Origin of the sequence: Paenibacillus glucanolyticus, assembly GCF_037333485.1 — a bacterium.
Lineage (GTDB): Bacteria > Bacillota > Bacilli > Paenibacillales > Paenibacillaceae > Paenibacillus_AQ > Paenibacillus_AQ glucanolyticus.
On the sequence record NZ_CP147845.1, the window covers coordinates 2639949 to 2663683 of the forward strand.

General features: G+C 49.9%; 25 protein-coding genes. 20 read left to right on the forward strand and 5 right to left on the reverse strand.

Features of this window, described 5'->3' with window-relative positions:
- The 6 genes from WDY75_RS12745 (at position 1) to WDY75_RS12770 (ending at position 7229) form a co-directional block, all read left to right on the forward strand.
- Positions 1–1104, forward strand: a complete 1104-nt coding sequence (locus tag WDY75_RS12745; protein ID WP_006211139.1) for a DUF58 domain-containing protein — start codon at positions 1–3, stop codon at positions 1102–1104.
- Positions 1101–2405 (forward strand): DUF4129 domain-containing protein, encoded by a 1305-nt coding sequence (locus WDY75_RS12750; protein WP_063479962.1) that lies wholly within the window; start codon positions 1101–1103, stop codon positions 2403–2405. The genes WDY75_RS12745 and WDY75_RS12750 overlap by 4 nt, the downstream gene beginning before the upstream one ends.
- 12 nt (positions 2406–2417) lie before the next feature.
- Entirely contained in the window at positions 2418–4370 is a 1953-nt protein-coding gene (gene pulA, locus WDY75_RS12755; RefSeq protein WP_063479961.1) for a type I pullulanase, read from the forward strand.
- Between the two features lie 101 nt (positions 4371–4471).
- Complete coding sequence (locus tag WDY75_RS12760) at positions 4472–6076, forward strand: S-layer homology domain-containing protein (protein ID WP_063479960.1); 1605 nt, start codon at positions 4472–4474, stop codon at positions 6074–6076.
- Positions 6077–6249: 173 nt separating this feature from the next.
- Positions 6250–6705 carry a RidA family protein gene (locus WDY75_RS12765; RefSeq protein ID WP_063479959.1) on the forward strand — a complete coding sequence of 152 codons (456 nt, stop codon included), beginning with the start codon at positions 6250–6252 and terminating at the stop codon, positions 6703–6705.
- A gap of 2 nt (positions 6706–6707) precedes the next feature.
- On the forward strand, positions 6708–7229 hold the full coding sequence (locus WDY75_RS12770) for a GNAT family N-acetyltransferase (RefSeq protein WP_063479958.1): 522 nt from the start codon (positions 6708–6710) through the stop codon (positions 7227–7229).
- Between the two features lie 46 nt (positions 7230–7275).
- Here the strand turns inward: WDY75_RS12770 and WDY75_RS12775 are convergent, their stop codons facing one another.
- Positions 7276–8133, reverse strand: coding sequence for an alpha/beta hydrolase family protein (locus tag WDY75_RS12775; protein WP_063479957.1), 858 nt, complete (start codon positions 8131–8133; stop codon positions 7276–7278).
- 210 nt (positions 8134–8343) lie between these two features.
- Here WDY75_RS12775 and WDY75_RS12780 point away from each other — a divergent pair, with 210 nt between their 5' ends.
- From WDY75_RS12780 to WDY75_RS12815, 8 genes are all read left to right on the forward strand, one after another.
- Entirely contained in the window at positions 8344–8604 is a 261-nt protein-coding gene (locus WDY75_RS12780) for a YqkE family protein (RefSeq protein ID WP_063479956.1), read from the forward strand.
- A 53-nt stretch (positions 8605–8657) separates the two neighbouring features.
- Positions 8658–9245 (forward strand): uridine kinase, encoded by a 588-nt coding sequence (locus tag WDY75_RS12785; protein WP_063479955.1) that lies wholly within the window; start codon positions 8658–8660, stop codon positions 9243–9245.
- Positions 9246–9367: 122 nt separating this feature from the next.
- Complete coding sequence (locus WDY75_RS12790; protein WP_006211129.1) at positions 9368–10087, forward strand: DsbA family oxidoreductase; 720 nt, start codon at positions 9368–9370, stop codon at positions 10085–10087.
- Between the two features lie 104 nt (positions 10088–10191).
- Positions 10192–11004, forward strand: a complete 813-nt coding sequence (locus WDY75_RS12795; protein WP_063479954.1) for a GNAT family N-acetyltransferase — start codon at positions 10192–10194, stop codon at positions 11002–11004.
- Positions 11005–11035: 31 nt separating this feature from the next.
- Complete coding sequence (locus tag WDY75_RS12800) at positions 11036–11635, forward strand: DUF4269 domain-containing protein (protein ID WP_006211127.1); 600 nt, start codon at positions 11036–11038, stop codon at positions 11633–11635.
- Entirely contained in the window at positions 11628–12098 is a 471-nt protein-coding gene (locus WDY75_RS12805) for a DinB family protein (protein WP_063479953.1), read from the forward strand. The genes WDY75_RS12800 and WDY75_RS12805 overlap by 8 nt, the downstream gene beginning before the upstream one ends.
- Before the next feature lie 24 nt (positions 12099–12122).
- Positions 12123–12767 (forward strand): TVP38/TMEM64 family protein, encoded by a 645-nt coding sequence (locus WDY75_RS12810; protein WP_082834417.1) that lies wholly within the window; start codon positions 12123–12125, stop codon positions 12765–12767.
- A 117-nt stretch (positions 12768–12884) separates the two neighbouring features.
- On the forward strand, positions 12885–13202 hold the full coding sequence (locus WDY75_RS12815) for a hypothetical protein (RefSeq protein WP_063479952.1): 318 nt from the start codon (positions 12885–12887) through the stop codon (positions 13200–13202).
- A 103-nt stretch (positions 13203–13305) separates the two neighbouring features.
- Here the strand turns inward: WDY75_RS12815 and WDY75_RS12820 are convergent, their stop codons facing one another.
- The 3 genes from WDY75_RS12820 to WDY75_RS12830 are packed head-to-tail and all read right to left on the reverse strand — an operon-like array spanning position 13306 to position 16710.
- Complete coding sequence (locus WDY75_RS12820; protein WP_063479951.1) at positions 13306–15270, reverse strand: CotH kinase family protein; 1965 nt, start codon at positions 15268–15270, stop codon at positions 13306–13308.
- 18 nt (positions 15271–15288) lie between these two features.
- Positions 15289–15993 (reverse strand): DUF4956 domain-containing protein, encoded by a 705-nt coding sequence (locus tag WDY75_RS12825; RefSeq protein ID WP_006211122.1) that lies wholly within the window; start codon positions 15991–15993, stop codon positions 15289–15291.
- Between the two features lie 3 nt (positions 15994–15996).
- Positions 15997–16710 carry a polyphosphate polymerase domain-containing protein gene (locus tag WDY75_RS12830; RefSeq protein ID WP_063479950.1) on the reverse strand — a complete coding sequence of 238 codons (714 nt, stop codon included), beginning with the start codon at positions 16708–16710 and terminating at the stop codon, positions 15997–15999.
- A 238-nt stretch (positions 16711–16948) separates the two neighbouring features.
- On the opposite strand from WDY75_RS12830, the gene WDY75_RS12835 reads away from it, so the two are divergent.
- From WDY75_RS12835 to WDY75_RS12850, 4 genes are all read left to right on the forward strand, one after another.
- Entirely contained in the window at positions 16949–18295 is a 1347-nt protein-coding gene (locus WDY75_RS12835; RefSeq protein ID WP_063479949.1) for a sensor histidine kinase, read from the forward strand.
- Positions 18292–18933, forward strand: a complete 642-nt coding sequence (locus tag WDY75_RS12840; RefSeq protein WP_006211119.1) for a response regulator transcription factor — start codon at positions 18292–18294, stop codon at positions 18931–18933. Before WDY75_RS12835 ends, WDY75_RS12840 begins: the two co-directional genes overlap by 4 nt.
- A gap of 217 nt (positions 18934–19150) precedes the next feature.
- A complete protein-coding gene (locus WDY75_RS12845) occupies positions 19151–20092 on the forward strand; it encodes a DoxX-like family protein (RefSeq protein WP_063479948.1) in 942 nt (313 codons plus the stop codon).
- Positions 20089–20766: a DUF4166 domain-containing protein gene (locus tag WDY75_RS12850; protein WP_063479947.1), complete on the forward strand. Its 678-nt coding sequence runs from the start codon at positions 20089–20091 to the stop codon at positions 20764–20766. Before WDY75_RS12845 ends, WDY75_RS12850 begins: the two co-directional genes overlap by 4 nt.
- On the opposite strand, the gene WDY75_RS12855 is transcribed toward WDY75_RS12850, so the two are convergent.
- Positions 20756–22051, reverse strand: a complete 1296-nt coding sequence (locus WDY75_RS12855) for an MFS transporter (protein WP_063479946.1) — start codon at positions 22049–22051, stop codon at positions 20756–20758. The genes WDY75_RS12850 and WDY75_RS12855 overlap by 11 nt on opposite strands.
- Before the next feature lie 247 nt (positions 22052–22298).
- On the opposite strand from WDY75_RS12855, the gene WDY75_RS12860 reads away from it, so the two are divergent.
- Together WDY75_RS12860 and WDY75_RS12865 are read left to right on the forward strand one after the other, a co-directional pair.
- On the forward strand, positions 22299–22745 hold the full coding sequence (locus tag WDY75_RS12860; RefSeq protein ID WP_006211113.1) for a hypothetical protein: 447 nt from the start codon (positions 22299–22301) through the stop codon (positions 22743–22745).
- Positions 22746–22977: 232 nt separating this feature from the next.
- Positions 22978–23733 carry a DUF2087 domain-containing protein gene (locus WDY75_RS12865; RefSeq protein WP_006211112.1) on the forward strand — a complete coding sequence of 252 codons (756 nt, stop codon included), beginning with the start codon at positions 22978–22980 and terminating at the stop codon, positions 23731–23733.
- Positions 23734–23735: the final 2 nt, after the last annotated feature.

Genomic DNA, 23735 nt, shown 5'->3' on the forward strand with positions numbered 1-23735 from the left:
ATGGGAGCCTACTGGATATTGTTCATCGCCGCTGTGGTTGTCGTTGTGCAGGGCAAGATTTTTAAACGGATGGCATTGAAAAAGCTGAATTACAGCCGTTCCTTCAAGGTGTCGACTTGTTATGAGGGAGATTCCGTCGAATTGATCGAAATCATAGAGAACCGCAAAGCATTGCCTGTCCCCTGGTTGAGGGTAGAGTCCCAATTCCGCTCGGGTCTGGCCTTCGATAATCAATTAAACCTGGATATCAGTGAGGGGCAATTCAATCAGAACCACAAGAGTTTCTTCAGTCTTCTGCCATGGACCAAAATCCTGCGCAGACATCGGATTACCGCGAAGCAAAGAGGTCTGTACAAGCTGGGAACCGTATCGATGACAACAGGCGATCTGATCGGACTGGAATCGATTGTGCAGAGTAAGACATTAACCGGCGGAATTTTGGTGTATCCAATGCCGCTTGATGTGTCGGATATGGATTTGCCCGTGCAGACCTGGATGGGCGAAATGCTGGTCCGCAGATGGATCATGGAGGACCCGTTTCTCATATCGGGTGTTCGTGAATATCGGGATGGAGATCCGCTGAAGGATATTCAGTGGAAGGCCACTGCGCGGACGGGCACCCTGCAGGTTCACAGACGGGATACGACCGCAGACAGCCGTCTGATGATCTACCTGAATATTGAGGATCATGAGCAGATGTGGAGCAAAGCTACAAGGCCTGAGCCCATCGAGCATGGAATCCGGCTGGCAGCTGGAATAACGGCACATTTATTGTCGCAAGGGATGGAGATCGGAATGGGGACGAACGGGACGCTGGGTGAGACCGAGGATGACGCCTTTGTCCCCGTTGCTGGCGGCATGGAGCAGCAGCATCTGATATTCGAAATGCTGGCAAGACTGGAGCTCACCCGCAGACTTTCTTTTCATGATTACCTGGCTTATGAGCTGTCGCGGCATGAGGAGGCAAGGGATATCCTTATTCTGACCACTTATGTGAGCCCAAGGCTGGAAGAGATGTTTCAGCGGTTTCGTGAGAACGGACATCGTGTCGACGTCCTCCCTCTCGGAGATGTTCCTTCTCCTGCGAAGGAGGTGTCAGCATGAATGTTCACGTATCGGGATATATGAAGGCTTTGCTGCAGGGCTTCGTAGAGTGTGTGTTGTTTTTCCCCGTTCTGTCTATTCCCGCATTCTACCTAATGCCTGAATCCTTCCGATGGGTATGGCCTGCGCTGGTATTAGCCGGGTACATACTGGGTTATACTGGAGGGCAGTTATTTAAATTCAATCGTCAATTCAAGGCATTCCTATGGGGCTGCCTGGTTTCCGTTTTGTTATCCATTGCCATGCTGGGTGTTGATCTCGCTCTCGCCTATTCCATTCCCGTATTATTTGTTGCAAGTTATCGGGGGAGCCGAATGGAGCAGATAAGCTGGAATCTGATGTTCCCAGGCACCTATTTCCTGATCGGTTTGATCCTGTACGGGGTCAGCAGTTTCATATTAAGCTTCATGGATTCATTTCAGGATGGAATACCAGCTCTGACGTGGATGGGAGCGGCTGCCTTGGTGCTGACGCTGCTGATCGTCAATCGGCAGTTCGTGCTCGATGAGACGCTCCCGGGCAAAGATCAGCCGGTATTGGAACGGCGCGTTCTGCGCTACAATCGATGGTTTATTATCGTACTACTGATTCTAATCGGAATCGTGGCTTTTCTGCCACAGCTTCAGCAGTGGTTCTCCGATCTCGCGAGGGGAATAGCAGCCTGGATCTCCGGGCTGTTCGGCTCTGGAGCAGAGCAGGCTCCGGAGCCGCCTTCGATGGCAGAGCCGCCGCCCGAAATGCCTATGATGGAGGAAGAACCGAAGTCGCCAAGCAAGTGGATGAAAGTGATTGAACAAATGTTGATCTATGGTGTATTCCTTGCTATCGGGGTTGGAGTTGTATACGTCTTGTTCAGATTCGGCAAAGTGCTGCCCACGCTCTACAGAAAATTCTCGGCGTGGATGAACAGAATGATGAACAGACAGAACGTTCAGCCCTCGCTGGGTTATGAGGATGAAGTGGAGAATATCGAACACGATCCTGCATCGAAACGTCTTAGACGATTGTTGTCCGGTGTGCGTTTCGGTGGAAGGCATCGTGAGGGCGAAGAATCGGAACACCTGAATCAGAAAATCCGTCAAATGTATCGCAGGATACTTTCCCGAAGCATCCGTGAAGGCTATAATTGGAAAGCGGCTCTGACCCCTCGGGAAACCGAACACGATCTTAAGGATTGGGATGGGCAGAGCGATCGCATTCCGCAATCCTTGATAGAGCTGTACGAGGAAGCGCGCTATGGCAACCGTGACATTACCAAGGAAGAATTTGAACGGCTGCAACAAGATAGGAAGTTTAAATGAGGAGTGAACATCTTGTCTGTACAAAAAGAGAGCAATGCCATTATTCATTATGGTGATCCGGCCGTAACCGGAGGAGTTTCCGTCTTTGACAAGGAATTTGACCAGCAATTTTATTATGAAGGTAGCGATCTGGGGCTGACCTACCAAACTCAAGAGTCGGCCTTCCGTCTCTGGGCTCCAACGGCTAGTGAGGCCTATGTCCTGTTATACGAGGATTGGAAAGCACCGGATGCCCGCCGAATAGCCATGACCCGGGATGTGAAAGGGACTTGGCTGCTGAAGGTTCGTGAGGATCTTCAAGGCAAGTTCTATACCTACCAGGTTCTGATCGGGGATCAATGGAACGAAGCCGTCGATCCCTATGCCACAGCGGTGGGCGTTAATGGGGATCGCGCCTGTATTCTGGATATGACAACAACCGATCCGGAACGCTGGACAGCGGATAAGCCGCCGCTCGACAGTCCCGTGGATGCTGTAATCTACGAGCTGCATGTCCGGGATTACACCATTCATCCGGATAGCGGAGTTTCGCATAAGGGCAAGTTCACAGGTCTTGCAGAGTCAGGAACAAGAGGCCCCGGGGGGATTCGTACAGGTCTTGACCATATTGTTGAGCTCGGCGTCACGCATGTGGAGCTGCTCCCGATATACGACTATGCAACCGAAAGTGTGGATGAAACCAGACTTCACGAGCCGCAGTACAATTGGGGATATGATCCGAAGAACTACAATGCGCCCGAGGGCTCGTATGCTACGGATCCGTATGTACCGGAGGTACGGATTCGGGAACTGAAGCAGTTGGTACAGACGCTTCACGATCAAGGGCTTCGAGTCATCATGGACGTGGTGTACAACCATGTATATGATGGTTACCTGATCAACTTTACCAAGCTGGTTCCCGGATATTATCTGCGTTATAAGAAGGACGGTACCTTCTCGAACGGCTCCGGCTGCGGCAATGATACGGCAACCGAGCGGCCGATGATGCGGAAATTCATCGTAGAATCGGTATTGCATTGGGTGAAGGAATATCGGATAGACGGATTCCGCTTTGATCTCATGGGCTTGATGGATGTAGAGACGATGAATGAAATCCGAACGCGTCTGGATGAAATTGATCCGTCCATCCTCACGATTGGTGAAGGCTGGGTGATGGATACCGAGCTGGCTGAAGAGAGAAGAGCGAATCAGCGCCAGGCTGCGTTGATGCCGCGCATCGCACATTTTAACGATGGATTCCGTGACGCCGTCAAAGGGGATATCTTTCATTTCGATTACAAAGGCTTTGTAAGCGGCGGTATTGGATACCAGGGCAAGGTCAAGCAGGGCATCGTGGGCGGCATTCCGTATGCCGAAGAGATCAGGGCCTTTGCTTCCGAACCGGTTCAATGCGTGAACTATGTGGAGTGTCATGATAATCATACGCTCTGGGATAAAATCATGCTGTCCACGGACGGGGAGAATGATGCGGTTCGGCGGGATATGCACCGGCTGTCATCGGCCATGATCCTTACGAGTCAGGGAATCCCGTTCCTGCATGCAGGCCAGGAGTATTACCGTTCCAAGAACGGTGTGGAGAACAGCTACAACTCCAGCGATGAGGTGAATCGGCTTGACTGGGGCATGGCCTCAGAGCATCAGGATGGCGTGAGTTACATTCAGCGGCTCGTTAAGCTTCGCAAGAATCATCCGGCATTTCGATTGCGGGATTCGGCTTCGATCCGGCGGCATCTGCGATTCGAGGATAGTCCAGAGAACACCGTAGCCTTCACGCTTCGTGATCATGCGGGCGGCGGCGCCGAGAAACATATCTATGTACTCTATTATGCCGCACGCAAGGAGTCTTCCTTAAAGCTGCCTGAGCTTGGGGAGTGGAAGATTCTGCTTGGTGAAGAGCTGATTAAATGTTTAAACTCGGATTCTCTTGTTGTAGAAGGGATCGGCGCTGTAGTCTTAGCTTGCTAGGCGCTCGCGCAGATGCGATTTTTACCAAGAAATGAATAATGCCTGATTCTATCATCATCTGATATGCTGTGGATATCAGATGATAGAATCGAGGCGTACCTTTGAAAAAATATATCCTGTCCCTTTGTTTGCTGCTGTCATTAACATCGCTCTTAAGCCCTGTTCAGGCATCAGCGCTTCAAGCTCCGAGTCAAACTGCTTTCCATGATATTTCTGCAAGCTTTGCTAAAGACGCGATTGATCGTCTGGCTAAGAGAGGTATCGTAAGCGGGGATGGCACAGGGGCTTTTTTGCCGCGCAAACCGGTGACCCGGGCGGAATTTACCGCGATGATCGCCAGAATGCTTAAATTGAAGCCTGTTCAGAATGATGTGTCAGCATTCCGGGATGTTTCCAAATCTGCTTGGTATTATGGCTGGATTCATACCGGCCTGAATCTATCAATCGTGCAAGGGAATGGCTTCATGTTTTACCCGAATGCGCCCATTACCCGCCAAGAAGCCGCTGTGATTGTCACCCGGGCCATGAAGCAGAACGATGTTTATCACGGGAACACGGCGGGCAGATATCTCGATGCAGTCTCGATTGCGAAGTGGGCTTGGGATGCTGTAGGAACAGCAACCGATACCGGCTGGCTGCAGGGAAGCAAGGGTCAGTTCAGACCTCAGGACGCCATCACCCGGGAGGAAACGGCGAAACTGCTGGATCGGGTGCTCCAGTCGGGCAATGTGAAAACTTCGGTTGATCGTCAGGTTCCTGCGAATATCCACATGGGGTGGTTGTACAACGGGACAACCAAGGAGTACATTTCTTATGCCAAGCGAGCCGGCTTGAATGTGCTTGTACCGCGTTGGTATTATATGGAGTCAAACGGCAAGGTATCGGACCATACCGATCAAGCGCTGCTTACATGGGCTCGCAGCAATGGACGGCAGGTATGGGCTATGGTGGGAAACCGGGGGAACGCGGAAGGAACGCATTCCGTTCTAAGCAGCGCCCAGAACCGAAAGTCGGTTGTAGAGAGCATCGCTGCCAATGTATCCAAATATCAATTGGACGGGATCAATATTGATTTTGAGAATGTGATGCCTCAGGATCGTCAGAACCTGACCGCCTTCATCACGCAATTATCCGCGGAAATGAAGCGGCTCGGAGCGAAGTTATCTATCGATGTATCGCCTGATCTGAATACGGATTGGACGGCAGCATTTGATTACGCAGCGCTTGGCAGACAAGTGGACTATGTAGTTCTTATGAGTTACGACCAGCACTGGGGCGGCTCGCCAAAAGCCGGTTCCGTATCCTCGCTGCCTTGGTCCGAATCGGCTCTGAACAAGCTGGTAAATCAAGTCACGGCGAAGAAGAGTATCATTGCGTATCCATTATATACAAGAGATTGGCAGCTGGCCTCATCGGTGTCCTCGCAGGATATCAGTTTGATTGAACAGGGACATCGCATCCGTCTGCACAAGGCTTCCTTGGCGTGGAACGCTGATGTCGCCCAGTATGAAGCTGCATATACGATCGGTGGAGTTAGGCATCGCATATGGACGGAAGAAGCCCGTTCCTTATCCATGAAACATCTTATGGCTGCCAAATATCAGATTGCGGGTTATGCCTATTGGTACCCTGGCGCTGAGACAACGGATGTATGGCAGGCGATTAACAACGCGGAGCGGTATGCATCCTATTCGTTCCGGATTTAAGCCTTCGTTGCATGGATGAGAAGACCAACCCTGATGGTACGGGGTTGGTCTTTTTGTCCTCATGGAATGGAGGGTACATCGAGAAACTTTTATTCTTACACTTGTACTGATCTCATTCCGTGGTACAATGATTGAAATTTATCTGGAATTTTCTTCATGGAGGAGATGTTCTTATGTCCGGTTATGCGGAGGGACGCTTGGAGCCATTAGGCATCCGTTTACCTGCTGCCAGCTCGCCGGCTGCGAGGTATGCCAACTATGTCATCGTGAACGGTTTGATGTATGTCTCAGGGAAAGGGCCGCCTGGGGAGCCGAAGGGTAAACTTGGCGAGCGTTATACAACCGAGCAGGGTTATGCCTATGCCCGTCTGACCGGAGTGGAAGTTCTGGCCGTATTAAGGGATGCTCTCGGATCTCTTGATAAAGTGAAGCGAGTGGTCAAGGTTCAGGGTTTCGTAAACGCAACACCCGATTATGAAGAACACCATAAGGTGCTTAATGGATTTTCGGATTTGATGCTTGATGTATTCGGGGATAAGGGGAGCCATGCCAGATCCGTATTTGGCGCGGTATCCCTACGAGATCAGCTGCCTATCATTGTGGATTCTATCTTTCAAGTGGAGGAGTAGACATGGCATTAGAGTTAGTTGAACTGCAGAAGAAAGCGGATGAAGCCCTCTTATTCATGGTGCAGGAAATTGGAGAGGGCGGGAACGGCTTCGTCAACAGCTTAAACAGCGGGAGTATGGAAGAGTTCGTATCCAAGATCCATCGCAATTACGAGATATCAAGAGGTATCGATCTGCCGGAGGAGTATGTTCCTCAGACCATTTACTGGTTGTATGAGAACGGCATGCCTGTTGGATATGGCAAGCTGAGACATCAGCTGAATCAGAGTCTGCTTGAACTGGGTGGACATATTGGGTATGTCATTCGGCCCTCGGAGCGGGGGAAGGGATATGGCAAGCGGATGCTGGAAGGGTTAGTTAAGAAAGCCTATGAGCACCATATCAACAAGGTCCTGCTGACCTGTGATGAATCCAACCTGCCTTCCCGTCGCATCATTGAATGGAATCAGGGGGAGCTCAGCTCCATTGCAGACGGGAAGTGCAAATACTGGATCGATACCTCTATTCACAGCAATAAGGAGTGAGGAAGACACGGGGCCGGTTGCAAGGGAGATTGAGCAGGGCAAATGTTCAATCTCCCTTCTTTAGCCAATCGAACATCCGATGGATTGCCGCTGCATGCTGGGGCGGGGGAAAGTGATGCCCGAGCCCTTCGTACAGATGCGTCTGCGGCTCATGCCCGCATTCCCGGAGTTTATCCAGCATACGGTAACTATGCTGAACCAGGACCTGCTCGTCTTGTGTTCCATGGACGAGCAGGACGGGACATGGGATCCGGTCCGCATAGTGCAGCGGGGAGCGGAGCAGATATTGTTCAGGAACCTTGGCAGGCGAGCCCCCGATAACGCGCTTCATCATTCTGCGCAGATCAATCCTTTCTTCATAGGTTTGAGTCAAATCCGACACGCCGCTCCATAGAATCATTCTGGATATATGGGGGGATGCAGCGGCCGCTACAGCGGCATTAATCGCGCCGCGGGAGAAGCCCAGCACGTGGATGCGGCTGCTGTCTATCCATGAAATACGGGACAGCCAGTCAATGGCTGAGATCACATCCATCGTATCGGCACCGCCGAATTCATCCCGTCCCTCGCTGCCTTCATTGCCGCGATAAGCGGGTGCAAATACGGCATAGCCTTGGGCGGAGAATTCCTCCACCCACTTCAGCCGTACGGCACCAATCCGTCCAATGCCGCCCCGGCAGTAGATGACCAGTGGCAGCTTAGGGGATTCGTTGGAAGACTCTTCGAAAGATGCTGGCTCTCTGTTCAGAATGGAGCAAGCCAGTGTGCCAGTTACGGTTACGCCATGCATGGTGTCAACCGCTTCTGCCATCTTATGGCTGAGTGTACGGGGCAATTGAGGGGGGAGCCCCAGATACCCCTTTACATGAAGTCCTTCTGAAACATAATCAATATGATAGATCATGGTTGCTGTACCTCCAGTGCTTGCATCGTCACAATGTGTACCCTCACCATCGATGACTCTTGATTTGGTCCGATGATGGAGTCCAGGTCCAAGTAAGTATAGTATTTACATGTCCGTGAAATCAATCATGGAGGATGAGAAATATGGTCCAGCCGGATGTCAGGCAGCCAGCAAAATGATATAATGATGTGGAAATCGAGGTGAGCGAACATGGCAAAAAAGAAACGGACTTCCCCATTGCCACGAACAGAATCAACGGATAAACCTGCGACGTTAAAGGATATGCTGGACCCTCAAGTTCTGGCGAAGCTGAAGGCAACCACCGATTCCTTAAAAGCGAATGAAGCGGATCGACTGGAGAAGGAAAGGCAGGAGCGTGAAGCAGCACGCAAGGCGGAACAGAAGTTGCGCGATAATGATTTTGAATATTTACTCGAGCATAGTGAGATGGATTGGAAAAAATACAAATGACAGGCGGCTGCAGGCTGTCTGTTTTTTTATCCTTTTTATATATGGAGGCATAAATGGAGCAGAGTCGGTGCTTGACAATTGGGATTGGCGGAGGCTCGGGCAGCGGAAAAACGACGCTGAGTCTGAAGCTCAAGGAGAAGTTAAGCGAGTATCGTGTGGCCTTGTTCCACATGGACAAATACTACAAAGCCGTTAGACCCATGGCCAAAGCGCCCTTCACGAACAGAGTCTTTGAGGATTTTAACCACCCGGATGCCGTCCATATTCAGCGCTTGACCGAGGATTATGAGCAGGCCGTCCGCAGTGGCGAATACGATGTCATCCTTATTGAAGGATTTCTTCTGTATCAATTCGAGGGTCTTCGGGATTCCCTTGATCTGAAGCTCTTCATAGATTGTCCCGCCGATGAAAGGATGCTGCGCAGGAGCCAGTGGTTCATTGACAAGGGACACAGCGAGGAGAGCGTGCTTCAGGAGTATTTGCAGCTTGTCAGATACAGGCATGATGAATATGTCGAGCCTACCCGCTGGTACGCAGATCTGGTGGTGAACAATTCCCTGATGGGGAACGTTCGGGGCTGCACGGTCGTGGCCGATTGGATTCATGCCCGATTGCAGGACAACGGAAACAAACTTGATTAACCGGTCATCTGGCTTCTTCGGCTTGCAGCCCGAGTGTATGATTTCTGCGTGAGGTGTTGATGCAATGCTGAAAGCGGGTTACAATAAGTAAGTTAGGATTACACTCGCTAGGAGGCGAAAAAATGAAAGTTGAAATTTGGTCGGATTTTATGTGTCCGTTCTGTTATATTGGTAAGCGCCGTTTCGAATCAGCATTGGAGCAATTTCCGCATAAGGATCAGGTAGAGGTGGTATACCGCAGCTTTGAGCTTGATCCGAATGCGTCCTATAAACCTGATGTTTCCATGGACGAGTTGTTGGCAGCCAAATATGGCATGAGTATCGAGCAGGCTAAAGCGGCCAACGCAAACGTTACTCAGCAAGCGGCGGGTGTTGGGCTTACGTATCATATGGATCGGGTTATTCCGGCCAATTCATTTGATGCACACCGCCTTGTTTATTTTGCAGACCAGCATGGTAAAATGAAAGAGATGACCGAGCGGTTGTTCCGTGCGTATTTTACAGATGCCGAGAATCTTGAAGATCGGAATTTGTTGGCGGACCTGGCGGCGGAAGTTGGCCTCTCGCGGGAACTGGCTGCTGCAGCGCTTGAGAGCGACGACTTCCAATCTGAGGTGCGGACAGACGAAGCAGCGGCTGCCAACCTGGGCATTCGCGGCGTTCCATTCTTCGTGCTCGGAGGCAAATATGCTGTATCTGGCGCCCAGCCTCTGGAAGTATTCACAGACGCATTGGATAAGGCCTATCGTGAAGCCAATCCGCTGGTCATGGTGAATGAGGCGGACAGCAGTGACGGCATGTGTGCCGACGGATCTTGCGATCTGCCGGACAGCTCGAAATAATATCATACACAGCAAGCATGGAGCCCGAAGCATCAGCAAGTGATCTTCGGGCTCTAATTATCCGAACGTTATCATTATTTTATTACGAATACATAGGAGGCAATATGCGGCATCTTCCCTCTGAGGAACTTATCCATCGGATTCAGCATTCAGAAACGGATTATATGCAGGATCGAATGAAAGCTATTGAAGGCCGGCCCGGCAATCCCGAGGGCGTGGAGATAGAACAATTCGGTCAGGCGCTGTGCTTGTACAGCAGGACGATGCCTTGGCTTTCGTTTAACACGGTAAAAGGAATAAAGTCTGAGGACTCCATTCATCTCGATGCTATTATCGATTTCTACAAATCAAGAGACCGCAAATTCCAATTCGAGATCGTGCCTGCCATGGTTAATCAGGATTTGTTAAGCTCGCTTGCCGCTCGGGGGTTTTACCAATCGGCGTTTCATAATTCAATGTATATGAACCCGCAAGAATTGAAGGATATGCCGGATGCCGGAATTGTGATCAAAACGATAGACAAAGATGAATTTGAAGCTTATGCTAGAATTCATTGCCTTGGAACGGGACTGCCTGATCAGGGAATCCCGTCCGTTGCCCTGAACAATCGTGTATTGCATTCACGGCCGGGCTGGAGCTTCTATATGGCGTATGCGGGAGAACAGCCTGCTGCTGCGGGTGTCATGTATATGAACCATTCCAATGCGTCGCTTACTTTTGCAGCAACACTGCCGGAGTTCCGCAGACAGGGCTTGCAGCAACAGCTTCTTCGCAGGAGAATATGGGATGCGAAACAAGCGGGATGCAGTTTGGTTGTGGGCCAGTGTGCCTTCCTGTCACAGAGTCATCGCAATATGGAGACGGTCGGCATGAAGCTTGGTTATGTCCGGACAACGTGGACAGAACGCGAAGCGTAAAGACATTAAGCACGGGCAGGTGTGAGCAGCCATGGTTGAGGATATGGATTTTCTGAACATCGATTACTTGCGCCAAGGCTCTGCGAAACAACAGCAGGCAGCCGAGGTAATAGATCGACTTGAGCTGTTGGATCATTTGAAATGTTACCATCCGATATGGGTCGGGACGATCCCTATCGGTATTGATATAGCTTCAAGCGATCTGGATATCATTTGTCAGGTGAGGGATTTTGTTTCGTTTGAGCGAGGGATGAAGGAGCGTTATGGAGAAATCCTGCCGGGCTTAACCTCCTCATTGCGCACGGTAGACAATCTGGAGCGAATGGTGATCCGGTTTCGGTATGGGGGCTGGGAATTTGAGGTGTTTGCGCAGCCGCTGCCTTCCACCCATCAGAACGGTTATCGGCACATGGTGGTGGAATACAGGCTTCTGAAGCGGCTGGGCGAGGTCGGAAGACAGAGCATTATCGAGCTGAAGAAGTCAGGTTACAAGACAGAGCCTGCCTTTGCGAAGCTGTTGAATATACCGGGTGATCCTTATGTGGAGCTGTTGAAGATGTACGACTGGTCGGAGGATCAACTGGATGCCATGATCAAACAATTCACGGATAAGGAGAATGGGTATGAGTGATAAACAGCTGCTGTTGAATGAGTATTTCGAATGGATCGATAAGGTTGGTGAATTCGCAGAACAAGGAGAGAGTTACTGGAATCGCCCGATCGCTGAGGGAAAATGGACTGTGCGTGATGTGGTGTGCCATATCATGTGCTGGGATGAATATTTTTATAATGAGGCTATCGCCAAGGTTTCCGCTGGGGAGACGCTTACTGTCAAGCATTTGGATTATGATGCTTTTAATGAGGATTCGCGGTTATATGCCAAGACGTTATCGACAGAAGCTCTGGTGAATCAGACGCTAGCTGCAAGGGAGAAGCTGATTCAGACCATCGAAGCGTTGCCGGAAGCGCTGTACGCGAAGCGGTATACAGACGGGGACGGCCATCCTTTTGAAGTGGAGCAATTCATGCGGGATTTCATCTGGCATGACAAGCACCATCTGGCTCAGTTGAACAAGGTGCTTCAGGAGGGCTAGTCGGCAATACAATAGCAGAAATGGGTGAAGTTATTGAATGGCTACTTGGACATCATGTCTTATTTTACGGAGAGCAATCTGGAATGGTTATTAGAACAGTTTAGAGCTTTAGGTCCGCTACCAGGAATATTGCTGACCTTCTTGAAATCTTTCATTCCTCCGCTGCCCACGATTGTAATCGTAGGTGTTAATGGGGCGGTATATGGACTGTGGGCGGGGGTATTTTACTCTTGGATCGGGATGGTTGCGGGGTGCTTGACGACCTTCCTCATTGTGCGCAAAATATCCGGTACGCCACTGATCGAACGCTGGGCGAACAAACCTAAGGTTCAGCGTGGAATGCGCTGGATTCAGCATAATGGATTCAGTTACGTGTTCCTGCTGGGCATACTTCCGGTCGGGCCGTTCGTAGCTGTGAATGTAGCTGCCGGGCTGGCAAGAATGAACCTTATGTCCTATCTTATGGCCGTAGCCTTGGGCAAGGGCATCATGATATTCTGTGTATCGTACATTGGCGCTAACTTGTCCGACTTTATAGCCGAGCCCTTCAAGCTGATTGGCGTCCTTGCGTTTATCGTTCTTTCGCTATGGGTCAGCCGGAAGCTGGATTCGTATTTTATTCGAAAACAAGCGTCACGTGATATTCAAGAAGAGTTAGAATCAAACTGAATAGCGCGGCTGCACGGATGCCATGTCGCCTGTTGGCATGTCATAATTTCTTGTTTTGTTTTATAATGGAAAACACAGACTGTATTAGAACCAGCATGACGAAGAAGGAGTAACGTTATGACCAAATTGGCCTCATCCATACTGGAAATGATTCGTATGATGATCATGATGATGATTGCAGCAGCAATTCTGGGCAGCATTGAACAGAGCATACTGACGTCATGGATTCCATGGAAGGAGTCCTACTTCCTGTTCTTGTTCAGCGGAAATATTTTATGGTTTCTTGTTCTCTACCGCAACCGACTGCAATTCAGCGGCTGGTATCGCTCATCCGAGACGCAGCGTAAGCTGTCAAGAAATACAACAAGGATCGTAATGACGCTGGGCTCGTTACTGATATTAACACCGGTGTTGATTACGTGGTTAAGCGCATAATGAAGCGGTAACTCCGGGTATTGGTTTGATTAGAAAGTTCTGAACATACAAAGGGACGGCTGCAAAGGCATCATTCTTTGCAGCCGTCCCTTATTGGGTAGAGTTAGAGTCGTTTTCGCTTGTATAAACTCACAAAGAGGCAAGAGAGAAGCAGCAGCAAGATGGCCACTCCAGCGTATAGGGCTTCCCTGGTGCTGCCTTGCTCTTGGGAGGCTCCGTTACTCCATTCGCCCGGCCGTCCCATTCCTCGACCACCCTGCATTTGGCCGCCGAACTCGCCACCGCCAAATCCTCCGTTCCCCATCTGACCTTGAGGAAGGTCCGGCAGTTCCCCTTGACCATTCAGCCCCGGCGTTTGAGGCTGGGTTTGCTGGTCGTCAGCAGGGGCTTGATTCTGTACTGGCAGATCTCCGTTAGCTGGGACTTGATTCTGCGTTGGCGTCTGGGACGCAGCGTCCTCTGGATTTTGCACTGGTTCTGTATTTGCCGCAGCAGAAGATAGTGAAACCTGTGGCTGTTCACTAGAGCTGTTATCTTCCGCATTGCTGGGATCAGTGTCACCGTTTCTGTCAGTACCTTCGCTTGAAGCGCCATTCGGTGCAGTGTCAGGAGTGCTGCCATCGGCAGCTCCAGGCGCCATCTCACCGGCACCATCGGGTGCCACGTTACCCCCGCCGGGCGCCATGCCGCCAGCGACGTCAGGCGCCACTTTGCCAGCACCGCCTGGCATCATACCACCAGCCCCGCCCGGTGCCATACCGCCGCGGCCGCCGCCACCCATACCACCTCCGCTGCCGCTTCCATCACCAGCGGAGGGGATGGTTCCATCCAATTGCTGCTGGATGTTATCAGACGACGTCTGGACGTAGGACATCAGCGTTGGGAGAGATTGCTCATATTCCTCGTAAGAGTAGAACGGTCTTGGATCCTGTTTTACATGCTCGGATATTAGTGCTTGTAATTGCGCTACCCTGTCATTGAATGTGTCCTGCTGCATGTAACCCTCCAGCATTTCCGTGAGAATGGCATGATAGCGTTCCTTATATTCATCAACCTCAAGCAGCTTGGCAATCAGTGGCCGTTCTGCTAAGGCACCCTGGGTTGGCTCGTCAATGAGAAGGTTGGAGCTGCCAAGTCCGCCAAAGGCCATGTTGTAATCCCAGGGAAGGACGGAGAATATGCCATTGTTCTCATATAAGTAATAGTTCTGTTTGTTGGAGCCGAGATAACTGTCCATATTGGAGGCGACCACGTTCAAGGCAACGTACTTGAGCACATTATCCACATCAAGCACCTTCTCATAATCGGTGCCGTTATTGAGTTCATCCAGCATATCGATCAATATATCGTCATTGGATGATTTGGATTTCATGACTAGTCCCGTATAGGAATCCGGATCCTTGCCAAGCCATGTGAGATCACTTCCTACACCTGTCATCTCAGCCTTATACAATGCTCCGTATGAATTGTCGAACTGACGCTTCAGATAAGAATCGCCAATCTGTTCGATAGCAAGGTAGAAGCCCCATAATTCATCGTTAACGTATACGTTTACGTATGAGAATCCGGGTGTCGGCAATCCGACGGATGCTGCCAGCTCGTAAGTAAGGAATTCGCGCATATACGAGGCGTCGCTGTAGTTGTTATTCAGATTGATTTTGCTGATTCCATTCAAGGTCTGATTGATATATTCATCAAAAGAGATCTTGAAGCTGTAGCGGTCGGAGTCGGAATTGACTACACTTCGCAGGCTTAAATTGCCTTTCGTACGAAGACCCACATGATCATACTGCATGCCGTTGTAATTCACGGAGGCTTCTTTATATTCCTCTGCACTGGCATTGTCCAGCATATCCTGAAAATCGGCTTCGTCGATGGTGATTTTCACATCAACAACTTTATCCTTCGGAAATACCGTGGAATCGATCTGATCCTGCAAGACTTCGTTGTCTGTGCTGCTGTCAACCTCCGAGTTGGCGACCGGGGAGGTTGTCCATTGGCACCCTGAGAGCAGGAGGACTATGGCCAGCACAAGGGACAGCCATACTGCCTTTTTTTTGTTCATCATCTCTGACCACCGCCTGACTTAGGATACATAGTCGCCACTGTAACTGATCAGGACTGCATTGTGAACGCCGGGAAGCTGAGACAGCTTGTTAACGAATTGGCCTTCCGCATCACGGAGTCTTACTTCCAGCGTCAGTTCAATGCTTCCTGGCGTCACTGTTTTTTGCTTCAGATTATAGCGCTTCACGGCTTGATCAATTTGACCTTTAACGGCTTGCTCGCTCTGCTCGTTATCGCAATGAACAACCAGCAGATAAGGCGTATCCACCGTTGCTTTTTTAATGAAGAAGAACAGGATGAGGCCAACAACAACGGACCCGATCGCTGCCAGCGTATAGAATCCGGCTCCGGTTACGATCCCGGCTACAGCAGCCCAGAACAGAAATATCAGATCGGTAGGGTCCTTGATGGGCGTACGGAAGCGGACGATAGAGAGTGCGCCGACCATACCGAGCGAGAGCACGAGATTCGAGTTGATGGCAATAATGACAACAGCGGTGATCATGGTCATCCCGATCAGTGAAACGTTGAAACTTTTGGAGTACAGCACGCCGCTGAACACCCGTTTATAGAGTAAATAAATGAATAGCCCGATAACAAAAGCGACGGCAAGCGTAATCAAAATTTTGGAGATGCTGATATCGGATACGAAGTTTTCCATGACGGAATTTTTGATAATATCCGAGAAATTGGTGGTTTCCGTATTAGTCGGTGTAGCGTTCATGAATTATTGATCCTCCCAAGTGTTATATTTGAGAAATTTGCGGCACATGACATATTTGGATGCCGACTGTCGGTTGAGGCCATCGAGCTGCAGCGCGATTTTGATGTAATCCGGCATGTACTCGTCATATTTGACTTCAAGGATGATCAGATTCTCATCGATCGCCCGAATGGGCAGTAGATGCTGGTTGAACAGATCTGTGGAGTGCAGGCCGGTTCGGAGCTCCTTGTCAAACGTAATGCGAACATTCCCGTTATGGCATACGTACGGTTCGCGGACGTAATCGACAATGACCTTGGGACGCAGCAATTTGTGTTTCATTTCATGGTACAGCTCCATCATCAGGGGTTTGTCCGGCTGATAGAGGCATTCATACTGACCTGCCATAATCTGATTGACCATCTCTCTTGTGAGCGGCTCCTTCAGCTTGGCGATGTAATCCCGGAATTTGATTTTCTTCTCAAAATGGATGGTATCGTCGGCAACGTTATAAATACGAATGCGGTATTTCACGCGATCGCGGACACCTGCCAGCTTCTCGTACAAAGCTTTGTTGTTGATATCATCAAAGTACAAGCTTCGGATGTGATATTCCCCGCTCGGACCGGCATGCTGATCGTAGGCCACCAGATTTCTTAATCGCTCCCGGATGATATGATATTGATGGATATTCACAAAAAACTTCAGCTCATTTCGGTATTTCAATGGGGTTGTCATGGGTTCCACCTCGTTTCTCTCTGTCATGGTGTAGCTTGCTTACGAAATCTATCCTAGCAACCGTTCCTGATTTCTTTCTTAAACGCGGCTGAATGTAAACTGAATGTTTTCGCAATGTAAAAAAAGACCGCCGGAATCCTGGCCAAGAAGGCGGATAAGGGGCGATCTTTTGTACCACACCTGCCAGCAACTGTGGTAGGATGAAACTACATTTGGGAAGAGAATAGGACGATGTAGTATGCTCTATTATGTGGCAGCGCTATGGAGCGCGGCAGCCGTGCTTCTGCTCAATCAGCCTCGGAGCGAGGTGAACCGCTGGGCGGCTTTTTTCCTGTTGAGTGCAGGGAGCGGAGGATTGACGGATCTGCTTGCGCCTTCCGGTTTTATACCGATCCGGTATGAACCGGTGATTCAATTGTTGAATCATACTTTAACTCCGTATGGAGTGCTGATATTTTGCATGGTATATACTCGGAGACCGCAGCAGCCCAAGAGGATGCGCTATCTCAAAATAGGCTTGCTTCTGCCTGTGTTCATCATGCTGGTTCAGGTTCTGCTTCATCCCGAACATCATATTCATTATGGATTGTTATTCGTGTGGACAGGACCCTATTATGTGGCGGGATGCGTCTTGCTCGTTCGCGCGCTGTCATATGAGATGAATCCGCAGAAACGAAAGAGCATGTGGATCACCACCATGATTATGGTGCCTACGCTCCTCGGCGTAATGCTGCTGATCAATGTCGGCAATTTAATCTCGCCCGGCTATGATTCGTTTCAATATGTATCGCTGTTTATTCTGTATTCGTTAGCCGTGGCCGTTATCTGTACTTTTGTATATGGCGTTCTGGGCGTTCGTCTGAAGTTTGAGCGCGATCCGCTGGATCGCACGATGCAGGCCGTGAGCACGGGAACATCGATGCTGAACCATACCATCAAGAATGAGATTGGCAAGATTGCGATCAGCACGGAAAATGTGAAGCTAATGCTGACGCAGGACAGCGGTGCCGTCATGGAGCAGCTGGAAGTCATCACACATTCTTCAGAACATCTGGTTGCCATGGTGGGTCGAATCCAGCAGCAAATGAAGGATTTCAGACTGGTTGAACAGCCTGCCCGTACGGATCAGCTCATTGCAGAGGTTCAGCTTCGTGAATATGAGTTGTTAAGTAGATATGGTATCGAGCTGGATGTCCAGAACCTGCAGCGGCCTTGGCTGCTGGCAGATGCTGTTCATTTGAAGGAAGCGATCAGCAACCTGATTCGAAATAGCGTTGAGGCGATGCCGGAAGGCGGACGGATTACGATAACGGTAACAGCAGACCGCAAGGGAGCGGCTATCTCCGTCAAGGATAACGGCAGCGGCATTCCGCGGGAGCTGCAAGGACGCATATTTGAACCTTTTTATAGCACGAAGGGTCATGAGAAGCTTAACTTCGGGCTTGGCTTGTCCTATGTCTATAATGTGATGAAGAAAAGCGGGGGCTCCGTAGGACTGGAGAGCCGTGAGTCGGAGGGAACAGAGATAACGCTGTACTACCCCCGCAGCAAAATCTTTCGTCTAACCGGGAGGGATGAGGCTTGAATCGAATACAGATCTTTCTGGTTGAGGACGACCCGGATTGGATTAAGGCAATGACGGTCTTTCTGAATGCGCAGGAGGATATGATGGTAGTCGGTGCAGCCGATTCGCCCGAGCAAGCCATTGCAATGGCAGCCATCCTGTCCTTTGATATCGTTCTGATGGATATTCAACTGACCGCGGGTCGTCTTGACGGCATCTATACCGCCGCAGAAATTCATGAGCTCAAGCCGCAAGCCAAGGTCATCATGCTGACCTCGCTTGCTGACGAGTTTGTTATTACACAATCATATACGGCCGGGGCCGTTAATTACTTAGAGAAGACCAGGTTCAAGGAGCTTCCGGCTGCCATCCGCAGCGCAGTGCTCCACCCGGGAACGATGGAAGTGCTGCTGAAGGAATTTGCCCGTCTGAAGCGCGAAGAACAGCTGCGGGGCTTAACCCCTGCGGAGCGGGAAGTGTTTGAGCTACTGGACGAAGGATACAGCCATTCCCAGATGGAGAAGAAGCTGTTCAAAACCGAGAGTACACTTAAGAATCAGATTAATAAAATTCTGAAGAAACTTGGCGTGAAGAGCAGCAGGGAAGCCGTGGAGAAGGTTCGCCGCAAAGGAATCGTGAGGCAAAAGGACAAATCATAACGAAGCTGGTTTGGTTAGAGCGCTTGTATACAGAGAAGTAAGAGGGAGAGGTACTACGAAATGTAGTACCTCTCTTTTGCATGTTCTACGAAAGTGAGGTCTGACGGTCAGCGGGAGACGACAGTAGAATGACTGTATACACCAAAGGCTGCCCGGTCCAGCAACAGGATGGATTCGATAAAGGCGGTTGAATCCACGAACCAGGAGATGAAAGTGCATGAAGAGAAAACCGATTTATGTGGAAATCGATATGAAGACGGATATGGATAAACTGTGGTCGCTCACACAGACACCAGAGCTTCACCAGCAGTGGGACTTGCGATTTTCGGAGATTCATTATTTGCCTAAAGTTGATGCAGAGACTCAGCGTTTTCTATATAAGACCCGAATTGGATTTGGTCTGGAGGTCACGGGGGCAGGTGCCACGAAAACGGTGGTGCATCCGAAGTCGGGGCATCGAATCTCGGTGCTGCGATTCGGTTCCGATCAGCGTAATTCCCTGATACGGGAGGGGAGCGGCTATTGGAAGTATGCGGACGGTGGACAGGGCATCTTGAAGTTCTCGACCCGGTATGATTACAAGACACGGTTCGGCATGCTGGGAGCCTGGTTTGATCGCTTGTTGTTTCGGCCATTGTTCGGCGTTGCAACGGCTTGGAGCTTTGATGTTCTGCGGTTATGGGCAGAGAAGGACATTCCGCCGTTGGTTTCGATCCGGAATGCCTTGATCCACGCCTTAAGCGTGTTCATGCTGGTCATTCTATGGTGCTACGAGGGGGTGGTGCCGAAGCTGCTGTTTCCGGAAGCCGGAGAGCTTGATTTGTTGAGACAGTCCGGCTGGGCCGAGGGGGTGGAGGGCATGGTTCTGGTCTTGCTTGGCATCGCGGAGATCGGCGTTGGATTATTAACCTTGCTCTTTCACAAGAGTCGGTGGTGGTACAGGCTGGTCATGTTATTGCTCGTTATTTTAATGCTGGGAGCATTAATCACGGAGCCACAGTTGATGAAAGCTCCCTTTAATCCGTTGACTCTTAGTGGTTCAATGATAGCTTTATGCTTCACGGCTTCCCTGTCGGCTGTCGATTTGCCAAGCGCATATCGCTGTGTGAGAAGACCGGCCTCCACAGATGGACCCGGCCTAAGGAGTGAACGCATATGACCTCGATCTATGAGCAAGCCCTCGGAGCACAATTTCAGAAGCTTCATCCCAAAATCCGGGAACGTTTCGGGTTTAACAGCAAGGATAACATCGCTTCGATTGGAGAAGGCATCATGGAAGAGATCTGGCATGCTCCTTGGGCAGTGCTGCCACTATATATCGGAACGATGCGGCATATCATGTTCCCGAATCGAGGGATGGGGATTCCGTTTCGAATTGAGAACTATGCTTATCAGGATGAATGGGGGAGAGAAACGGTGACGTGGTGCCGAAGCTTCGATTTTTCAGGTATCCGCAGACGGTTTGATGCTACGATGATTTACAGTTCACAGCGCAGCCGCGTGGTGGATTATCTGGGCAATCAGCAGCATCTGGCAGTGGATCTGGCGATTAGCGCAAGCGCTAACGGCGGAATCCGCATTCAATCGAGTGAGCAGAGGTTTTATGAAGGGATCCTGCGGTTTCGATTCCCCCGGTGCTTGACCGGAACGGCCGACGTATGCGAATGGTATGAAGAACGGGACGAGTGTTACCGGATATCCGTTCAGGTAAACAATCCGATATTGGGGCCTGTCTTCCGGTATAAGGGAAGTTTTCAGGCCCGGACGATTTCGCTGAACGGGCAGCCTGTTCCGTCTCATGTTAAACCCCTCCGCACGGAGGTTAGAGAGTAGTGGGCGTGCCGGAAGGTAGATTGTTATCTTTTTGTTCGCGGAACATGCGGTAGTACAAAAAGGAAGATACAACATATAAGGTTCCGGTGATGCAGAATGTGATTGCATATCCCCAGTAGTTACCGTATGTGGTGACTAGTGTGGACTGTACCGGTCCCATGGTTGCCCACCCGAGCATAAAGGCGGTTTGCGTGACGGAATTGGCGATTCCTCTTCGATGATCCGGCACACGGTCAATCAGAATAGAGGACTGGATCGGATTAGCCGCATTCATGAGCGCTTGCCGGAACAGGAATCCAACGGATGCAATGATCAATACGTTGGTAAAGCCGGTTAACAACAGGAACGGCAAGGACAGAACTTGAAACAGCACCACGGCTCTCACCGCACCCACGCGATTCACGAGTGTCGGACCGATCAGCATGGAAACGATAGTCATGACTTGCCCAAGCGAAATCAGGATCCCGACAGCCGATAACGACACCGAGAAGCGATTGGTAAAATACAGATTCAAGTAAGGCACAACGAGTCCGGAGCCCAGTCCAATTAACAGCTGGGCAAGCGCGAATTGTCCGATGATCTTGAAATCCCCCAAACGGGAGGTGTTAACGGCAACTCCGGACTGAGCGGGTTGATGATCAGGGAGGGGTGTATCCGTTGATTGTGCATCCTCGGCATTCTTATCTGTTGTAAACAAGAGCGGGATAAACGCGGCAAAGGTTGCCAGACCGCCTATGAACAGCGCTGTTTTCAAACTGCCGACCTTGTTTATCCCAAATGCCTGCAAGGCATCCGCCAGGAATCCGCCGCCCATACTCCCGAGCACTTGAGAAGCCAGAACCAGCGAGGCGTGGATGCTGAAGATGCGCATGCGAGCGGATTTCGCTGTATTTTCCGCCAAAAAGGGGATGGCCAGCACCTGAAAGAAGGATGCAAACAGGCCTGTATATATCGCGAGCCCAAGCAAGCTGAACTCGCTCTCCAGAAACGAGCGGGCGATAAGCCCTGCCCCGCTTAACAGTGCACCAAGGACAAGAATGCGTTTCCGGCTGCCGCGGTCTCCGATCAGACCGATCGGGATGAACATTAATGCTGTGGCAAGGGACTGAATACTGACCACTGTTCCATTCATGGAATCATTATACCCAAGGCTTTGTATGTATAAATTGTAGAGCACACTGAACATGCCGGTACCGATCTGATACAGCACGTTAGCTAGAAAAAACAGCTTAATATTGCGCGGCCAAGATCGCATTTCTTTTGCCGACTGGTGTATTAACCCCATGATGATACCCCCTAAATTTTACAGCAGCAACCTCTCTATTCTAGCAGGTTCGAATCATGGGAGGAAGATTTATTATAGAGGGATTCCCTTTCTTATGAAGGGAGGATCCCTGCTGTTCATCCCCCCGTTTGGGATCGGATTTAGGAAATGGATGAATTATTTATCGTTTATCTATTTACATAAAATTACAACTAAGATATTATATATATGATTGTTATAAAAAAAGGGAAGAGGTGTTGTGTTACAGATGAAATTTAAAAAAATCGCATGCAGTATCCTGCTCGTGTTTCTGGTTAGCTCTTTTTCCACCGTTTTTGCGAGTGAAGAAACAGATTCCCCGACGTCATCTCCGGCTTCGATTTCTTTGGTTTCGGTTTCCGAATTGGCGTCAGTACCTGGGCAATGGGATTATATTGGTTCCTCTACGTTCACTTCCTCGAGCGCCATTGCTTACTCCACGGGTGGAGATTTTGCGTTTTGCCTATACTCCGGTCCAACGGCAGTGTACGAATTATGGGAGGATGATCCGGGGAACAATAATAATGATTATGTAGGAAAAGCTGAATTATCTAAAAATCAATGCGGAATTGTTCGAGGAATCGGCAGCTTTGTAGACGGGGATAACAAAAGAGCAGAATTTTACGTGAAGAAGATAGGTGCCGGTGGATCGGCAAGGATTGATTTCTGGGATTGATTTTGATAAAAGCATGGTCAGCCTGGTTTTAGTATGATCCAGCTATCATCTATCGTATTTTGTGCAGTTTATCCTATTATAAAAGACAGGTCACATTCTGGTATTCCTATACCAGGATGTGACCTGTTTGTTTATGCTGATTGGATGAATGGTTAATTAGGTTGGCATTGACAAATAATAGACAAAACAATAATATGTCTATATAAATAATTTTGGGAAAGTGGTGTCCCTATTGGATCTCAGTGAACGTTTCTGGAATGCTTCCATAGATGAACTCAAGGAAGGCTATGTGGAGGAAGGACCGGTATGGGTATGTCTCTTGTGCGGCAAGACGTTGGAAAAAGGGATCATCTACCCGGATCATGACGTGTTGTACGAAGCCAGGCGTTACATGACTGTTCATATTCAGCGCGAGCATGGGTCGGTGTTTCAATATCTGTCGGGCCTCGATAAGAAACTGACAGGACTGACGGAGCATCAGAACCGACTGCTGCAGCTGTTCTATGAAGGAATGAATGATAAAGAAGTTCAGCAGGCGCTGGGCATAGGCAGTGCATCGACCATACGAAATCATCGGTTTGCCTTGAAGGAGAAGGAACGGCAGTCCAAGGTTCTGCTGACATTAATGGAACTGCTGAAGGAGAAGGATCGTCATGCGCCTTCCATGGTGGAAATACCCAAGCAAGCCAAGATGGTGGATGAGCGTTACAACGTTACGGAAGAGGAGCGTCAATCCATTCTGGCCAAGGTGTTTCCCGAAGGGACCGAGGCTCCGCTGAAGACGTTTAAGCTCAAAGAGAAGCAGAAGTACGTTGTATTGCGGGAAATAGCTGCCCGTTTCAAACCCGGGGTCATGTACTCCGAAAATGAAATCAACGATATGATCGGACGGGACAATCCGGATTACGTGACGATCCGCCGATATCTGATTGAATACGGTTTTTTGGATCGCAGGGATGATGGAAGCCAGTATTGGTTAACGACCTAGAC

Coding starts and splice junctions, on each gene's coding strand:
- WDY75_RS12745 (WP_006211139.1), top strand. CDS start 1: ATGGGAGCCTACTGGATATTGTTCATCGCCGCTGTGGTTGTCGTTGTG.
- WDY75_RS12750 (WP_063479962.1), top strand. CDS start 1,101: ATGAATGTTCACGTATCGGGATATATGAAGGCTTTGCTGCAGGGCTTC.
- WDY75_RS12765 (WP_063479959.1), top strand. CDS start 6,250: ATGTCCGGTTATGCGGAGGGACGCTTGGAGCCATTAGGCATCCGTTTA.
- WDY75_RS12770 (WP_063479958.1), top strand. CDS start 6,708: ATGGCATTAGAGTTAGTTGAACTGCAGAAGAAAGCGGATGAAGCCCTC.
- WDY75_RS12775 (WP_063479957.1), bottom strand. CDS start 8,133: ATGATCTATCATATTGATTATGTTTCAGAAGGACTTCATGTAAAGGGG.
- WDY75_RS12780 (WP_063479956.1), top strand. CDS start 8,344: ATGGCAAAAAAGAAACGGACTTCCCCATTGCCACGAACAGAATCAACG.
- WDY75_RS12785 (WP_063479955.1), top strand. CDS start 8,658: ATGGAGCAGAGTCGGTGCTTGACAATTGGGATTGGCGGAGGCTCGGGC.
- WDY75_RS12790 (WP_006211129.1), top strand. CDS start 9,368: ATGAAAGTTGAAATTTGGTCGGATTTTATGTGTCCGTTCTGTTATATT.
- WDY75_RS12795 (WP_063479954.1), top strand. CDS start 10,192: ATGCGGCATCTTCCCTCTGAGGAACTTATCCATCGGATTCAGCATTCA.
- WDY75_RS12800 (WP_006211127.1), top strand. CDS start 11,036: ATGGTTGAGGATATGGATTTTCTGAACATCGATTACTTGCGCCAAGGC.
- WDY75_RS12805 (WP_063479953.1), top strand. CDS start 11,628: ATGAGTGATAAACAGCTGCTGTTGAATGAGTATTTCGAATGGATCGAT.
- WDY75_RS12815 (WP_063479952.1), top strand. CDS start 12,885: ATGACCAAATTGGCCTCATCCATACTGGAAATGATTCGTATGATGATC.
- WDY75_RS12820 (WP_063479951.1), bottom strand. CDS start 15,270: ATGATGAACAAAAAAAAGGCAGTATGGCTGTCCCTTGTGCTGGCCATA.
- WDY75_RS12825 (WP_006211122.1), bottom strand. CDS start 15,993: ATGAACGCTACACCGACTAATACGGAAACCACCAATTTCTCGGATATT.
- WDY75_RS12830 (WP_063479950.1), bottom strand. CDS start 16,710: ATGACAACCCCATTGAAATACCGAAATGAGCTGAAGTTTTTTGTGAAT.
- WDY75_RS12835 (WP_063479949.1), top strand. CDS start 16,949: ATGCTCTATTATGTGGCAGCGCTATGGAGCGCGGCAGCCGTGCTTCTG.
- WDY75_RS12845 (WP_063479948.1), top strand. CDS start 19,151: ATGAAGAGAAAACCGATTTATGTGGAAATCGATATGAAGACGGATATG.
- WDY75_RS12850 (WP_063479947.1), top strand. CDS start 20,089: ATGACCTCGATCTATGAGCAAGCCCTCGGAGCACAATTTCAGAAGCTT.
- WDY75_RS12855 (WP_063479946.1), bottom strand. CDS start 22,051: ATGGGGTTAATACACCAGTCGGCAAAAGAAATGCGATCTTGGCCGCGC.
- WDY75_RS12860 (WP_006211113.1), top strand. CDS start 22,299: ATGAAATTTAAAAAAATCGCATGCAGTATCCTGCTCGTGTTTCTGGTT.